The organism is Terriglobales bacterium (assembly GCA_035487355.1).
In the GTDB taxonomy this organism is placed as follows: Bacteria; Acidobacteriota; Terriglobia; order Terriglobales; family Acidobacteriaceae; genus QIAW01.
Map to the genome: position 1 here is coordinate 86,974 of DATHMF010000085.1, position 16,967 is coordinate 103,940.

General features: G+C 56.8%; 7 protein-coding genes. 5 read left to right on the plus strand and 2 right to left on the minus strand.

Going from position 1 to position 16,967, the window contains the following annotated elements:
* Positions 1-81 precede the first annotated feature (81 nt).
* Both VK738_15025 and VK738_15030 read right to left on the minus strand, forming a co-directional pair.
* Complete coding sequence (locus tag VK738_15025) at positions 82-2,088, minus strand: glycosyl hydrolase family 18 protein (GenBank protein HTD23968.1); 2,007 nt, start codon at positions 2,086-2,088, stop codon at positions 82-84.
* A 153-nt stretch (positions 2,089-2,241) separates the two neighbouring features.
* Complete coding sequence (locus VK738_15030) at positions 2,242-5,139, minus strand: discoidin domain-containing protein (GenBank protein ID HTD23969.1); 2,898 nt, start codon at positions 5,137-5,139, stop codon at positions 2,242-2,244.
* Between the two features lie 435 nt (positions 5,140-5,574).
* On the opposite strand from VK738_15030, the gene VK738_15035 reads away from it, so the two are divergent.
* The 5 genes from VK738_15035 to VK738_15055 all read left to right on the plus strand — a co-directional run bounded on the left by VK738_15035 (position 5,575) and on the right by VK738_15055 (position 16,914).
* Positions 5,575-7,332: an arabinofuranosidase catalytic domain-containing protein gene (locus VK738_15035; GenBank protein HTD23970.1), complete on the plus strand. Its 1,758-nt coding sequence runs from the start codon at positions 5,575-5,577 to the stop codon at positions 7,330-7,332.
* Positions 7,333-7,573: 241 nt separating this feature from the next.
* Positions 7,574-10,420 carry a hypothetical protein gene (locus tag VK738_15040; protein HTD23971.1) on the plus strand — a complete coding sequence of 949 codons (2,847 nt, stop codon included), beginning with the start codon at positions 7,574-7,576 and terminating at the stop codon, positions 10,418-10,420.
* Positions 10,421-10,544: 124 nt separating this feature from the next.
* Positions 10,545-14,405, plus strand: coding sequence for a carboxypeptidase-like regulatory domain-containing protein (locus VK738_15045; GenBank protein HTD23972.1), 3,861 nt, complete (start codon positions 10,545-10,547; stop codon positions 14,403-14,405).
* A gap of 49 nt (positions 14,406-14,454) precedes the next feature.
* Positions 14,455-14,601, plus strand: a complete 147-nt coding sequence (locus VK738_15050) for a hypothetical protein (GenBank protein ID HTD23973.1) — start codon at positions 14,455-14,457, stop codon at positions 14,599-14,601.
* A 222-nt stretch (positions 14,602-14,823) separates the two neighbouring features.
* On the plus strand, positions 14,824-16,914 hold the full coding sequence (locus VK738_15055; protein ID HTD23974.1) for a DUF4965 domain-containing protein: 2,091 nt from the start codon (positions 14,824-14,826) through the stop codon (positions 16,912-16,914).
* The last annotated feature ends 53 nt before the right edge of the window (positions 16,915-16,967 follow it).

Here is a 16,967-nt window from a genome sequence, read left to right on the forward strand (position 1 = left end):
TTCAGTTGCAACGTGTGCAATGCGGCGTGACTATCCCACCCCAGAGAAGCGGATATCGCAGTTTGTGAATCGCCATGAACATTACGGCACCAGCGTTATCGCCAATACCTCGACATTGGCGTTGTCCGGCAAGCCGATTGTGCTCACCGTCTTGCTGTTGTTGAGCGCGAAGCTGTAGCTATACAGGTCGACAGTACGGGTCTGCGTTGTTCCGTCGCTTACATCACGATGGCTCATGGTGACGGCAATGGATTCTCCGGGAAAACTCTGCGGATGCACCCAATCGCTGAAGCTCTGTGTGAACGACGATGTGGTCCCATCCGTGTACGTCACCGTCAGGGCCTGCGACGACTGGTTTCCGTTGACGCCCGTGGCCAGCATTTTCAACAAAGAGAACTTGCCCGAGGGCAGGCTTATCGTCTGTCCCTTTGCGCTTACAACATCCGTTGCGTTCGCCGGACCCAGATTGAACGAAATCCCATTGAAAGTTACCGTCGAGCCCAGCAGGTTGGCAGAATAGGAGCGTCCGCTGCCATCTAACCCGCCACCCGTGAAGACTGTGCCATCGGTGACGATGCCGGAACTCATGTTGAATGCTCCCGCGAGGTTTGCTTGGGCCTGGCCTGCGGGGGCGTTGCCCGACAAATTCATGGCCAGCACGACTACATTGACGTTATTGGGCAGTGCAACGCTGCTCACGGTCTTGTTGCTGTTGATCGTGAAACTGTAGCCATACAGGTTGACGGCGTGCGCTTGCGTGGTTCCATCACGGATATCGCGATAACTCATGGTGAGCGCAGTCGTCTCACCCGGAAAATTCTGGGGGTGCGCCCAATCGCTGAAGCTCTGCGTAAATGACGAGGTGGTTCCGTCCGTGTAGATCAGAGTGAGGACTTGGGAAGGTTGATTGCCGTTCAGCCCGGTTGCCAGCAAACTCAACATCGAAAATTTGCCCGCCGGGAGCGCGACTGTCGAACTGGTTACGCCGTTCGCCGTGTTCGGGGGGCCCAGGTTGAATTGCGCGCCGCCAAAGCTCACCTTCGAGCCCAGCAGCTTTGCCGAATAGGCGCGTCCGCCTCCGTCCAATCCTCCACCGCTGAAGGTCGTGCCATCGTTGACGAACGCGGGGTTGACGTTAAATGCCGACGACAAATTTACCTGCACCGTCATCCCGGCTGAACTTGTCGCCATCGCCTGGGTCATGAGCGACGACCACTGCTGCGGATTCGCCTGGCCACCGGGCATGGCATCGAAATATTGCCAGCAATCGACTCCTCCGAAATCCGGATGCTCGGCGACCAATTGCTTTACCGTGCTGGCAACGGTGTTCATATCGACGAACCCGCTGCCGTCATTCGCGCTGCCCAACATTCCTGCTACCAGCTTGCTTGGTGGTAAGCCGTGGCTGACCGCATTGTCGTAGTCCGTGGTCGAGGACAACGATCCAAAGCCGCTGTAATACTGCACGTTGAACCAGTTGATCTGGTTTCCAACATCGCGAAAAAGTTGCCCATAATCAAATCCGGAAAGCCCTCCTCCGCCCTCAACGTCAGTCGCCACCGGCGCCAGCGTGATCTGAAACCCGCTGCCGAAATCCGTGCGCAATTGATTGATCAACGTCTCGATATTCGTGAGCGATACCGACTCTTCCACGTCGAGATCAATGCCGCTCAGCTTGTGATTTTGGATGGTCTGGCGGAGAACCGGATAAAACGTATTGAAGTTGCCAAAGAGCGAGGAATATGAGCCTTTCGCGGCGCCGCCCAGCATCATATGCACGCTCACGCCCATGCTTTGCAGTTGGCCGAGTTGCTGCCAGACAGTATTGAAGCTTGGATCATCGGGCGGCAGCCGGTTTAGGTGAATTTGCGTGCCGTCACTCATGTTCCCGAGGTGAAAGGCGGAAAGCATAATATCCGTCGCAAACGGCTTTTGCGTTTTCGGGTTCAGGTTGTTGATGACGGGCGAGAGATCTGTGAGCGTTTGGTAGTAGTAGATCACTCGCTTGTTGGCCTGCCCCCAGGCTTGACCCACCGAGCACACAATCAGTAGCGCCATGACCAGCACGCTGGAGTTCCTTATTCTCATGAATGTCTCCACTTGGTGTGCTGCAAGTCTTAGACCAAGAAAATGCAGCAGGATTCAACCCCTGGAAGTGCGGTTCCAGAGGTTGTTCGTTGACAATTCCTATTTCCACCATCCTTGATCGTGCGCTGTCATGGCATTCCCAGGAAGATCCAGCTATGGCTTCAAGCTCATGGCCAGCACAACGACGTTGCGAGTAGCGGGCAACGTAATGCTGCTCACGGTCTTGCTGTTGTTCAGCGTGAACGTATATCCGAACACGTCCGCCGTCCTTGCCAGCGTCGTGCCGTTACTCTGGTCGCGGTGGGTCATGGTCACCACGATCGTCTCCCCGGCAAAATTCTGCGGATGCGCCCAGTCGCTCACGCTTTGCGTGAAGGACTGGCTGGTGCCATCGGAGAAGTGCACCGTAAAGGTCTGTGACGCCTGATTTCCCCTCACTCCGGCTGCCAGCACCAGCAGCGAGCTAAACCGCCCTGAGGGCAGAGTCACCGTGGCGTTAGCTACTGCATCGGCGGCATTCGCCGGTCCAAACGTCATCTGCGTGCCGCCGAAGCTGGCGGAAGAACCCAGCAGGTTCGAGGAGTAGCAATTGCCAACGCCGTCGAGGCCTCCGGTGAAGGTCGTGCCATCGGTGACGATTCCAGGGTTGATGTTAAAGGCGCCCGAAAGATTGACCTGCACCGGCCCACCCGCTGCATGCACCGTCAGGCTCACGGTCGTGCTGTGTGTCAGGCTGCCGGATGTCCCCGTAATGGTCACCGTGGATGTTCCGGTTGCCGCCGTGCTGCTCGCAGCAAGCGTCAGCATGCTGGTTCCAGTTGTGCTTGCAGGATTGAAAGAGGCGGTCACGCCGCTGGGCAGCCCTGACGCCGACAGAGCAACACTGCTGTTGAAACCATTGAGCTTATTCACGGTAATCGTACTCGTTCCGCTGGCCCCTTGGCTGATGCTTAGACTGCCCGGCGTCGCCGACAGGCTGAAATTTGGTTGTGCGAGAACGGGGCTGGGTCCGTAGACCTGCAATTCATAGATGCGCGATGCCGTATCGGCGGTCTGGGTAGGTGTTGTCACGTTCAACTTGACGAAGCGCGCACTCAACGGAGAAATGTTATGCGTCGTGATGCTTTGGATGTTATTACTCATGCTCGCAACCGTGGTGAAGTTCGTTCCATCGGTCGAGACCTGCAGGTTGTAGGCCTTGGTGTTGAGGTCAAAGGTCGGAATTCCCTGCGAATCGAGCGAACCACCTTCGCCGCCGGCTCCCGCGTGTTCCACCACGATCTGATTAATCGTAAATGTTGCCCCCAGGTCCACCTGCAGGAAGCTGGGGGTGACCAAGGCGCACCACTTATCGCTGTTGCCGCCCGAGTAGCTGCCATTGACGGCTTTGTCCGGAGTTTCATTCGCGTTGCATGGCGTGCTGCCGGTCGCTGTCTTGTTGAGCGCCAGGTTTTGCGAGGTCGTCGAGATCCTCGGCCCATAAATGGCAATGATGTTCGAGAACGAAGCCAAATACACTTTACCGTTGGCAACCGTCGGCGGGGAGCCTTTGGAGAAACCATAGGTGTCATCGCCAACACCCTGGCCTGAGTTCCAGAGGGTAGCCAGGGTTTCGGCGTTGTAGGCCGTGAGGACTCCGGGTACGACCCCGTGGTTGGCATCGCCCAGACGCGGCGTGAACGACCAGAGCACACCCGTTCCTGATTGCACGCCATTCGAGGAAAGCGCCAACATACTGCCCGGCATGCCGCGGGGAAGCAGAAACGATCCTGTGGCGAAGTTCGGCACGCTAAACGTCCGGGTGGAAGTGTTGAAACGATAGGCGCGCACAAAGTCGTTCTCGCCCGAGATATAAAGATTCACTCCCTGCGGCCCGTCCCAGGCTAAAGAACCATTGTGAATGTGATAGGTCGCATTCGCAACCGTCGTCGGGCTGACCGCTTGAAAGCTCTGCAGAATCTGGGTATCGCCCGTCACCACGCCGCCCAGATTGTTGGCGTCCAGAACGAAAATCTTCCCTTCCTTGCCGCCGGTGGCGATCACATTCGTGCCCGGCAGGAACAGCGGGCCGCCTGATCCGAAGTCAACGTCTCCACCATTCAGGGTATTAAAGTTGGAGGGGGTGAAGAAATCGAGGCGGTTCAGGTTCTGTGGCGCAAGCTTCACTAGGCTCTCGCCAAAATTGCTGTTGGCATCAGAGGTGCCATTCCCGGTAGAGACGTATAAGTTGCCGTTAGAGTCGAAGGCCGGCGCCCAGCCGCTCATCCAGATGCCCGCCTGGCTTCCGCTGGGCGTGGTGTTGAACACACCAAGTTGCGCGAACGTAGAGGCATTGTAGGCCGCCAGGAAGCCGTGATAGGCGCCTGTGTCGCAGAACGACGCCCATCCGATATAAATTACCCCTGAAGAAAAGGCGAGCGAAGGCCGCTGGTTCTGGATGGTCGGGTCAAATCCACTAGCACTGATAACCACAGCAGCATTGCTCGAGCGATCGGCGCCGGTGGCGATATTGATGGCGCGCAGCCGCTGGACTGTGGCGCCGTTCTCCACCGTGCGCGCGACAAAATACATGGTGCCGGTACTGGCATCGATCACCGGCGTACCCACAATGCCGATGTTGCCGCTGAAATCCACGTAGGGATTGCAGCCGGTGCCGACCTCCGTATTGTGGGTCGGGCGCCCGCCATTGTTGAAGTTACGCTGCCACAGTGGGGCTCCTGCGGTCTCGGCGTCGAAGGCATACACACTGTTGTTGGCCGTGGCCACAAAGATCGTGTTGTGCGTACCGCCGGCAATCGACAATCCCGGCATGTAGAGGATTTGCGCGAAGACCTGGTCGTCAACTTCGAGTTGGAAGAGCTTGCCGAACTGGCTGGAATTCACATTCGATTGCGTCAGGGCTGTTTCTGACACGTTGGTCCCCGTGCGCTGATTGTTATAGCTGCGCGTGAGGACGCTGACCTGTGACAGCGCCGGCAGCGCGCCCAGAGTCAGAAGAAAGATAGGGATGATTTCAAGACACAGCCGGGAAAAACATGAACTCCGTTTCATAAACGACCGCCTTTCCAGTGGGGATGGATTTTCTCGCAGGATTTCAGTTGGTTTGGCTGGCCAAGGAGCAATGCATTGCATGCGCAGAATTGCTAAGTTTAACGTTAACCTCGGGTCTTGCTAAGTTTAACGTTAACCTTGGGTCTTCCAAACGCGAGAAAACTACAGGAACTCTGGATGAGAGTCAAGATTTTTTTGTGAAGTTCACATCTGTCCTAAATTTTTTGCTTGACAAATCCCTTAACAAAATCGATATTGCCGAGCGACGCCGCAGGCGGTCAGAGCACCAGGAGACGCCAAATTCGGATTATCCAGGTGGCGGAGGCTTTGTGTCCGAGCGCATGCCGCTTGCCCGTTCTGCACAGAAAGGACTTTACGATGAAAAGCTTCATTTTGGCCGTTCCTGTCATCACGTTGCTCGCTCTCCTTGCCAGTATGAGTGTATGTCAGCAACAAGTCTCTGCGGCCGGGGCGGGGCCTTGCGATATCTATGCTTCCGGCGGCACGCCATGCGTCGCCGCGCATAGCACGGTGCGGGCCCTCTTCGGCGCGTACAGCGGGAGACTCTACCAGGTAAGGCGCGCGTCGGACGGAGGGACAACTGACATCGGAACCCTGAACGCGGGCGGTTTCGCGAACGCGGGTACGCAGGACCGGTTCTGCGCGGGCACGACATGCAGAATCACGATCATCTACGACCAGACGTCTCGCCATAATGACCTGACCGTCGAAGGAGCCGGTGGAGCCGGGTCGGCCGACGTGGGCGCGGTGGCGAACGCACTGCCGATAGCCGCTGGCGGTCATTCGCTCTATGGCGTCTATGTGTCGTCCGGTGTCGGCTATCGCAACAACATCACGTCGGGTGTTGCAACCGGCGGCTCACCAGAGGGTATGTACATGGTGGCGAGCGGCACGCATGTCAATACTGGGTGTTGCTTCGACTATGGGAACGCCGAGACGAATATCAGGGACAACGGCAACGGCCACATGGACGCGGTCAACCTGGGAACGACTGGCCCATGGGTTGGCGCAGACCTTGAAAACGGCATCTATGGCTGGAACACCGGGACTCCGGTACAAAAAAGCAACTTCGTAACGGCAATGCTCAAGAACAACGGGCAAAACACTTTCGCAGTCAAAGGTGCTAACGCCCGATCGGGCGGCCTCACCACCCAGTATGACGGAACGCTTCCCACCAGCGGCGGATATATCCCCATGCACCTAGAAGGAGCCATCGTCATGGGAACCGGCGGGGATAACAGCAAGTGGAGCGTCGGATCGTTCTTCGAGGGGGCCATGACGGCCGGCTACCCATCGGAAGCGACCGAAAACGCCGTCCAGGCCAACATCGTCGCGGCGGGTTATTCCGGGAACAGCAACGGCGGCGAACCGGGTGAAATCACTGGGCCGGGTACAAAGTGTGTCGACGTCGCAGGGGATGACATCGGCGTCGACGGCACGGCGGTGCAGTTGTGGGATTGTCAGGCTTTTTCGGTCGACCAACACTGGACATACAACGGCGATACCTCGCTAAGTTCGCTCGGCCGCTGCCTCGCCATCGTCGGCAACGGCACCCAGGTCCAGTTGTGGGATTGCGACGGTGTGGGCGGTCAGAAATGGGTGCAGCAGGCTGATGGTTCACTCTTCAATCCGCAGTCAGGCCGCTGCCTCGATTCACCGAACGGTGCGACAGCGAACGGTACACGTCTGCAGATCCATGACTGTAATGGCACCGCGGCACAGAAGTTTGCGTTACACCCGCGCAGTGTCAGCGGCGTGCACACGATCTCATCCACGATCAACTTGAGCAAGGACGTGAGCGCCGCCAGCACCGCAAGCGGCACGGCGATCCAGATATATGACGTGAACGGAACGGCCGCCCAGAGCTGGAACTTCAGCACGAGCGGTGTGTCCCCGGCAGGCTACTACAATCTCGCGGCGCTAGGGCCGTACTGCATGACCGTCGCGGGCGGCGCGTCCGTGGCGGGAACGAAGATTCAACTCTTGGGCTGCAACGGCAGTGCGGCTCAGGCATGGAATCTCATCTCTGAGGGCGCCGGCAACTATCACTTCGAATCGGCCGTCAACAGTGGCATGTGCCTCGATGTTCCGTCTGGGATTATGACAAACGGTACGCAGTTGCAGATCTGGTACTGCAACGGCGCCAGTGCCCAGCGCTTCGACATCAACTAGTAGTACAGCCGTAGCTGGGTGCGTACAGGGAGGAAGTGGTTCCTCCGCGCAACGATTGGACGCTGAGAATGGAAAACCAAACTTCGATCTGAAGGAGATAGGAAGCATGGGTCGACATAAAATGAATGGAAAACCAAACTTCGTTAATCATTGCAAACAACTACTAGCGTCATTGCCAACGGCGTTTTCAACGGGCAGATCCAATTTAAGGTCTGCGCCGCGCGAATCGGAGGCCTCTAAGTTGAAAGGCTCGGCAACGGAGGCTCTCCCCTCGGCGCTGCGCGCCTGCGTTGCTCTTTCGGTGTTGCTGACGTGTTCAAATCCGTGCGCGGCGAGCGTTACGGCCGTCACCACCCCGTCCGGAGTAACCGTCTCGGTGGATTCCGGCGGGCCGTACCAAATTGCCGAGGGTTCTCCGCAATGGGTCTTTGCCGGGAACACAGGGACCGCGCTCACCAACGTGACGGCAAGCAGGGGCAGCGATGCCAATGGCCCATATCATCAAATTGCCTTCACCTACACCTTGGGGGTGGCGCGCAGTTCATCCATTCGCGCCTACGACGACAAGGGCGCAGTTCTTTTCTCAACCCAATATCTGGCTGCCGCGGCGAATGAAAATCCATTTCCAGCATTCACCAGTTATCCCAACGCGCCTTATCACGTCAGTTACGGACAAAATTTCGGGTTGCACAATTACTCGAAGCTGTACGAGGACAGCCCCTGGCTCTTTTTCGATTCCACGGCGCGCGCCTTCATCGTTTCGCCGGCGAAGAACTTCATGATCGCATCCGACCTTGTGGGTAGCAGCGGGACCCTTTCGTTCGGCATCAATTCGGCAATTAGCGTGTTGCCGGCGGATTTCAACCACCAGACATGGCTGGTGTTCGGACCGGGGATTAACGCCACTTACGATGCTTGGGGCAATTGCATGACGAACCTCACAGGCAAGACGCCGGTCGCAAACGACGCGTCCGTTTTTCTGAACAACCTGGGATACTGGACGGACCACGGCGCAGCCTATTACTACAGTTTCGACTCGAGTCTTGGCTATGAAGGGACTCTGCTGGCGATCGCGAGTGAATTCAAGCAGAAAGGCGTGCCCCTTGGCTATATGCAGCTCGATAGTTGGTGGTACCCCAAAGGCCCGAATGCGGATTGGCAAGACCTTAAGGACGGGCAGTACCAATATGTGGCTGCGCCGGAGATCTTTCCCGATGGACTGGCGGGTTTCCAGGCGCGATTGGGACTTCCTCTCATAACGCATGCGCGCTGGATCACAGCCACCAGCCCGTATCGATCGCAGTACAAGATGTCGAACAACGTTTCGATTGATCCGGCGTACTGGAGCAATATCATTGGATATATTCACAACGGCGGAGTCCAAGCATACGAGCAAGACTGGCTGGCCCTCAACGGGACGCCTGCCATGAATTTGAACGATCCGCCGGCGTATATGAACGACATGGCCGCCGCCTCCGCAAATGACGGCGTCGAGATGCAGTATTGCATGCCGCTGGCAAGACACTTCCTCCAAGGATCGTTGTACAACGACCTGCGCACGATGCGAGTAAGCGGCGATATCTTTACCTCGGATAAGTGGACTGACTTCCTGTACGGTTCAAAACTCGTAAGCGCTCTCGGGGCGTTTCCATGGACGGATGTGATTCAGAGCAAACAGGACAAGAGTCTCCTGATTCAAACGCTTTCCGCCGGGCCGGTAGGCGTGGGCGATCCGCTGGGGGCAGTCAATACCGCAAACGTGTTACGTGGTGTGCGCCAGGATGGAGTCATCGTAAAGCCGGACGTGTCGGCCGTGCCGTTGGATGAAACGTATCTCGGAGACGCCCAGGGGCTCGGGATGCCAATGACGGCAGCCGCGTGGACAAGTCACACGGGTCTGACCGACCTGTACGTTCTTTCCTATGCCAGGAAGTCGACAAATACGATAACGACATTTACTCCTTCGTCAGTGGGCGCCGGGATCGCAGGCGACGCCTATGTGTACAATCGGACGTGGCGTTCGGGCTCCGTTCTGGGAGCCGGCGAAAGCTTCAATGCGCCAGTGGATCTCGGCAACGGCCCGCAAAGCATCACGTTGTTTTTAGTGGCTCCTGTCGGGCCCTCGGGAATTGCGCTGCTGGGCGATCTTGGAAAATACGCAAGCCTCGGACGGAAGCGGTTTTCGAATGTAGCGGACACTGGAACCATCGCAGCCACGGTTGTGTTTGGGACTGGCGAGTCTTCCGTCACAGTTTCGGGATGGTCGCCTACTCGACCGATGCTTTCGGCCAGCGATGGGGCAGTCGGAGCGATTTCCTACGACACTGGAACTGGCTTGTTTACTGCGCCGGTATCTCCTGGGGCGGATCGATCCGCGGCTATCAGCATCACCCGGGCGCCGGGCGTGCAGACGACGATCAAGGATGAAGCTGAAGCGCTAAGCGTCGTGGCATCTTCACCGAATGCGAGGAACGGCATTGACAATTCGCTGAGCAACGGCGCCGGGTCATTTCTTGACGCCACGGGTGCCGGGAACCTCATCGCCTACAACATAAATGTTCTGCAAGCGCGGACCTACGATGTTCGAATCGGCGTAAAGAAGGATAATACAGGCGGAATGTTTCAACTCGCAGTGGCCTCGTCGCCGAGCGGCCCGTTTAGCAATCACGGCGCCGTTCAGGATGAATATAGCCAGTCGGCGACCTCTGCGGAACTTGATCTCGGCACGATCACTTTTGGATCTGCCGGGGACAAGACGTTCCGCTTCACGGTGACCGGAAAGAATGCCGCGAGCAGCAACTACTCGCTGTGCTTCGATTACATAAAAACTAACGGCGCAGTAATTGCCGCTGAATGCGTCTGGGACTACTTCTGCCTGGAAAATATCCCGTATCGCGGCCGGAATGTGACGGTGCTTTACGACAAAACCGGCGAACTCTACCATCTCGGCCATGAATTGCGCCTTCTCGTCGATGGCCAGGAGCTCGCCTCTTCGGAGACCCTGCGCGGTCTTGCCTCCTGTCCCTATCGAAAACCTCATCTGATCGCTATTTTGGATTTCATGAGGTGCCCCCCCCAAAAAAAATGATATCGTTTACATTACCAAATAATATCGTTTACATTAACGATTTTCTCTTGACAAGCCGCGCTTTCCTGCATAGACTTCCCCGTCAGTTCGCCCCCGCACCCAGGCAGAAAAAAAGAGGGCATCAATGAAGACCAACAAAGTAAGCGAGCAAGTTACGGGATTCCTGTTTCGGGAGAAGGCAGCAATGGGCAGCCTTTACGTCTGCGCGCTGGTTCTAGTGCTTGGTCTCATGTCTGGGACCTCGTTAGCGCAGGAATCCAGAGCCACCCTAGAAGGCCGTGTCACCGACCCGCATGGCGGTGTCATTCCAAAAGCATCGATCGAGGTCATGTCAGAAGAGACGGGCCTCAGACAGAAAGCCACCAGCAACGCCGATGGCCTTTGGTCGGTCAGGTTCTTGACCCCCGGCACCTACCAGGTAACGATTACGGCGCAGGGTTTCAAAACCGCGGAGCAGAAAGGCATTACCCTGGAGGTGGCCGACGATAAGCGTATCGAAACGGCCATGAGTGTAGGAGCTACGCACGAGGTGGTTTCGGTCACGGCGGAGGCCCCGCTCATCGATACCAGCTCAGCCACTGCAGGAACGGTGATCGAAGGGGCCACAATCTCTGAACTTCCCATGGAATCGCGGATTGCCTACCTTCTGGCGAGTCTCTCCCCAGGGGTCCACTTGATTCCGCAAAGCAACAATGTGCCTTTCATGTGGTCGTACGCCGCCGCCTCAGACGTAGTCGTGAATGGGGGCCGCGACCATCGCTCCAACGAGTTCTTGCTCGACGGCATGCCCAACCAGCACGGGGACAGCGTGTCATTTATTCCTTCTGCCGACTCCGTGGCCGAATTTCGCGTCATGACCAACGCCTATGATGCCCAGTACGGAAGGCAGGCCGGCGCCACGTTTAATGTTGGGCTCAAGAGCGGGAGCGACGCGTACCACGGCAGCATCTATGAGCACTACGAAAATGCCTCCTTCAATGCCAACCGGTACGAGTTCAATCACGCAATTCCAAAGATACCCAGGCCGGTCGCACACTACAACCTGTATGGCGGGACCTTTGGCGGTCCGGTCATCTTCGACCGCAAAAAGACCTTCTTCTTCGTGAGTTGGGAGGGCATTCGTAACAAGGACCCGCGCAATAACAGTCCTTTGTCTCTCCCCACTTTGGCCGAACGCAACGGTGACTTCAGAAACTCATTTACTACAACGCTCAACGCCGGCGTGCGCAGCGCGCCCATTCCGATCAATATTTATGATCCCAATACACTGAGCGGAAACACGCGTCAGCAATTCGTTGCTTCGTCAAATCCCAGCGATCCTCGCTACAATCCTGCCTGCCTTGCCCCGGCCCTAACCTGTCCGAACGTGATGCCCCTGGCCCGCTTGGACCCCATCGCCATGAGCATCCTCAAATTCGTTCCGCTGCCCAACAATCCCAACGACGGCACGAGCAGCAGCAATGGTGACTATATCCCCAAAGCCTTCCGCCAGAACAAAATGGCTTCCACGGTGGTCCGCCTTGACCATACTTTTAACGATCGTAACAAGACTTACGCTACCCTGCGCTGGAACCATGAAGACGAGTTCACGGACGATTTTTTTCACAACCTCGGCACCGGCTCTTTCGCGACGCGCATCAATTGGGGCGGCGGAATCGATCACGTCTGGGTGATCAGCCCCACTCAGATCTTCGATGTACGCTACAACGTAACCCGTTTTCAGGAGCCAACGCGTCCGCAAGGGTCGGGCTTCGACCCGGCGCAATTAGGGTTTTCACAAAGTTTTGTCGGCCAGATGCCTGAGAAGTCCTTTCCCAGGATTACCGGCGTATTCAGCGATAGGATCGGTGGCGGCTTTGGCAGCTACTTCGATACGACCTACCACACCTGGATGGCCAGCATGACCCACACTCAGGGGAATATGACGTGGCACTACGGCGGCGATTTCCGCGTCATTCAAGAGGCTGGCGGGAATTTCGGCAACCAGAGTGGCGCCTTCCGTTTTACCGGAGACTGGACGCGCAAGGTTTACAACGCAAGCAGTGGAAACGGCGACGGCAGCTCTATGGCATCCTTCCTTCTGGGGTTGCTGAGCAATAGCGCCACCAATCAACCCAGCGAGATCAACCGCAACGCCACTCGCTTCGATTCCCAGCATTTCCATAGTTTGTTCTTCCAGAACGACTGGCGTGTGCTGCCCCGCCTGACGCTCAATATGGGCTTGCGCTGGGAATATGAAACCCCGTTCACGGAGCGTTTCAACCGCTTTACCAGCGTCTTCGATCCCACGCAACTGAACCCCATCTCCGATGCCGCGCAGGCTGCCTACACAAACATACTGAATACGATGCTGGCGAACCCCGACCCAAGAGTGCACAGCGCGGCTCTCACCTTGTCTCAGCTCGTCCCCGCCAGTTCTTACAAGATTTACGGCGTGCAGCTTTTCCCCGGAGTGAACGGCCAAAAGCGCACCGTCACGAACCTCGATCTTCACGAATGGCAGCCGCGTGCCGGATTTGCCTTCCAGCTCTTCAAATCAACCGTCATTCGTGGCGGAGTGGGCCGCTTTGTGCAGTCCACCGCCATCAAAGGCGGACAGAACGGCTTCAGCCGTACCACCGGAGTTTTTAGCAGCCTGGACAATGGAAAGACTCCGTACGATACGCTGGATAACCCATTTAGCAACGGCATCCTCGCTCCGACCGGTTCATCGCTCGGCCCACTCACCAACCTTGGGCAGGGTGTGGATTGGGAGAACCAGGACCCTCGCCGGCCCTATTCCTGGCAATACAGTTTCCAGATTCAGCACCAGCTCAAGAGTTGGCTCATTGAAGCCGGCTACTCGCACCAGAACACCTACGACATTCAATCAACGCCTGGAGGTCTTGAGCAGAACGATATTGGCCTGCTCAACTGGCTTACCTATAACACGCCAGTCTTCAACGCAACCGGACAGCCACAGTTTGGTCCAGGGGGTGTCGACATCGGGGCATATCATCTGGGAAACAGCTTTCTTGCTACTCGCATCCCCAATCCCTTTCAAGGTTTGAGCACCAACGGTGTAGCCTGCAACGTAAACCCGCTGCCACCGACCTGCGTAGGCGGCGGTCGAGGAACCAGCAACCAAATCAGCGTATACGACTTGATGAGACCGCTGAAGCTTTTGGGCGGCCAGAGCATGAACGACAATCCCAAGGGCAGCACCCACTACGATGCGCTCGAAACCAAGCTGCAACGGCGTTTTGCCAACGGTTACAGCTTCCTCGCTTCTTACACCTATTCAAAGTTGATTGAGATTACCTCTTTCCTGGGTCCGCAGCTTGCCGGCGTGCAGGAGCACAAGATCGGAGGCCAAGATGCCCCCCACAAACTTTCCATCGCCTCCATCTACGAGCTGCCCATTGGACGTGATCGGAAATTGTTCAGAAAGATGCCGCGCGCTCTTGATACCTTCATCGGTGGATGGGAAGTGACGGGGCAATACACCTTTGAGTCCGGACCGCCCGTCGTCTTCGGCACCGATTCCTTCTTCGACGGCAAACGGCCGGTGCTGCACGGCAAAGACCCCAGCCTCTCCGAGTGGTTTGATACCACACACTTCTTCAAATTCCCCGGCTCCGGAGACGACATCTCCCAGTGGCCCTCCTGGACCGGCGTGCAGAACCTTCCCGGAGGCAACTGCGTTCCGACAGCCGCCAAAAACTGCGTCTATGCCGACTTCGCCAACTTCATTCGCACCTATCCCACACGCTGGACCGATGTGCGGCTGAGTCGAATCGATGAGACGAACCTCGGAATCTACAAGAACTTCAGAATAACCGAAAGGTGGAGGGCCCAGCTGCGCGGCGAGGTCTTCAACCTGTTTAACCATTCGAGGTTCAACGGCCCGAACACGAACCCCGGCAGCAGCCAGTTTGGAATTGTTGCCCCGGCACAGGTCAATGAACCCAGAGTGCTCCAGTTTGCATTCAAGATCACGTTCTAGCTATTTTCCGGTGCAAAATGACGTTTTTCAACATGTTCCTGCAGTGTGAATGAATCCTGAGAATATTGGGGACTACGATTTGCGCAACGATCGTGTCATCACCGGCATGCAGCGTGAGCGTGTCGCCATTGACGGCAACACCGTCAACATTTCCGATTCCCGGTGGCGGTTGCTTGGGAGGCTGTTGCGCCGGTAAACCGGTGGCCAGAAAAAAGATCAAGACTGTGCAGAAGACTGACGTCGTTTTCCGCCGAGGCAGGGCGCAAGGTAAAGTTCGATGGCCACTATAATTCACGAGGACCTCTCTCAATTCCGGTTCAGAATCAACGTCTGCGATTACGACGTTAAGTTTGCAACCGCTTCATCGAACCGGCCTGATGTTCTCACCAGATCAGCCCGGTCACGAAAGGAACAGCACATGCGTTGGAGATTTTGCTCATTGTTCATGATTTTCGTCGCGGCTTGTTCGTTCGCACAATCGGGCCGTGTACCAGCCGTTCCACTCATCGCTCACGATCCATATTTCAGCATCTGGTCGATGAACGACATTTTAACGGATGGGCCGACGCGGCATTGGACGGGGCGGCCTCAACCGCTGACAGGTCTGGTGAGGATCGACGGTCAGACCTTTCGCTGGATGGGGAACTCCCCCCATTCTCTTCCAGCCATAAAGCAGACGGGGCTGGAAATCACTCCCACGCGAACGAATTATCACTTTGAGCAACAGGGCGTCAGATTGGACATCAGCTTTCTTTCGCCTCTTTTGCCTTCGGATCTCGATGTGTTGTCGCGGCCCGTCACCTATCTCACCGCCAGCATCTCGGCAACCGATGGGGCCAAACATGCGGTCGGGTTGCTGGTCGAAGCTTCCAGCGCGCTGGCCATTGACAACTCCACGCAAGACGTCGTCTGGTCGCGTTCGCGCCTGGAAAAAATGACGGTGTTACGTTTATCAAATTTTGAGCAGCCGGTGCTGGCCAAATCAGGAGACGATTTGCGCATTGACTGGGGGTCCGCGCTCCTGGCTGTCCCGGACCAGCCCGGTGCTGCTGTCGCGACCCAATTTCAAGATGCGGTTGAGCCGGCGTTCAACGCCGGCAAACCGCTTCCCGCCGATGACATCGACATGCCGAAACGTGCCGACAAAGCGGTCGTACTCGCCGTAAGTTTTGATGTGGACCAGGTAAGCACAGCGCCTGTTTCGCGCCGCATTCTGCTCGCATATGACGATCTTTATTCCATTGAGTATTTGAATCGCTGGCTGCGGCCCTACTGGCGCCGGAGGGGAATGAGCCTCGGTGAAATGCTCGAAACAGCAGAGCGGCAATATCCTGACCTCGACCAGCGCACGCGGCAATTCGATGATCAACTCCTCGCCGACCTGCGAGAGGCCGGGGGCCCCGCGTACGCACAGCTTGCCACGCTCGCGTTTCGGCAGACCATCGCAGCCCACAAGCTGGCTGTAGACGTTGATGGACAGCCCATGCTGTTTCCCAAAGAAAACTTCAGCAACGGATGCATTTCGACGGTTGACGTCATCTATCCCTCCTCGCCCTTTTTCCTTCTTTTCAATCCTGAGCTGCTTAAGGCCCAGTTGCGTCCGCTAATGGAGTACACGAGAACCGGGCGCTGGCATTTCCCATTTGCTCCCCACGATCTGGGCACGTACCCCAAGGCAAATGGGCAGGTATACGGAGGGGGAGAGCGTACCGAAGAAAACCAGATGCCGGTGGAAGAGAGCGGCAATATGCTCCTGATGTTTGCCGCGCTCGCGAAGGCCGAGGGCAACGCCGACTTCGCCAATCAATATTGGCCTGAATTGCAGAAGTGGGCCGAGTACCTGGAACATGAGGGAATGGACCCGGCAAACCAGCTCTCCACAGATGATTTCGCCGGCCACCTCGCGCACAATGCGAACTTGTCGATCAAAGCGATCCTGGCGCTTGATGGATACGCGAGTTTGGCGGGCAGGACCGGCCGCGCTTCTGAAGCTGCGAGAGTTCATGCCCTGGCGGGAGGAATGGCGAAACACTGGGCCGAACTGGCCGGCGATGGAGACCACTTCCGCTTGGCTTTTGACAAGCCGGGGACATGGAGCCAGAAATACAATCTTGTCTGGGACCGGGTTCTCGATCTCAATGTGTTTCCGCTGACCATTGCCCGGACCGAACTCAGCTTTTACAAGACTCATCTGAACAAGTTCGGCTTACCGCTCGACAATCGCAGCGCCTATACCAAACTGGACTGGGAAGTTTGGACAGCAACATTGAGCGAAAGCTCAGACGATTTCCAGGCAATGGTCGCTCCCCTGCAACGGTTCATCAATGAATCTCCGAGCCGCGTGCCGCTCACCGATTGGTACTGGACGACAGATGCGAAGCAAGTTGGATTCCAGGCACGTTCTGTCGTCGGGGGTGTCTATATGCCTATGCTTGCCAAAGATCAGCTCTGGAAACAATGGTCCGCCCGATCACAGCAAGCCGTCGCCAGCTCCACGCCGCTGCGATGAACATAGAACGTCGCCGTAACGCGCGGCGCGCTGGAGCCAGAACCATGTCTTTA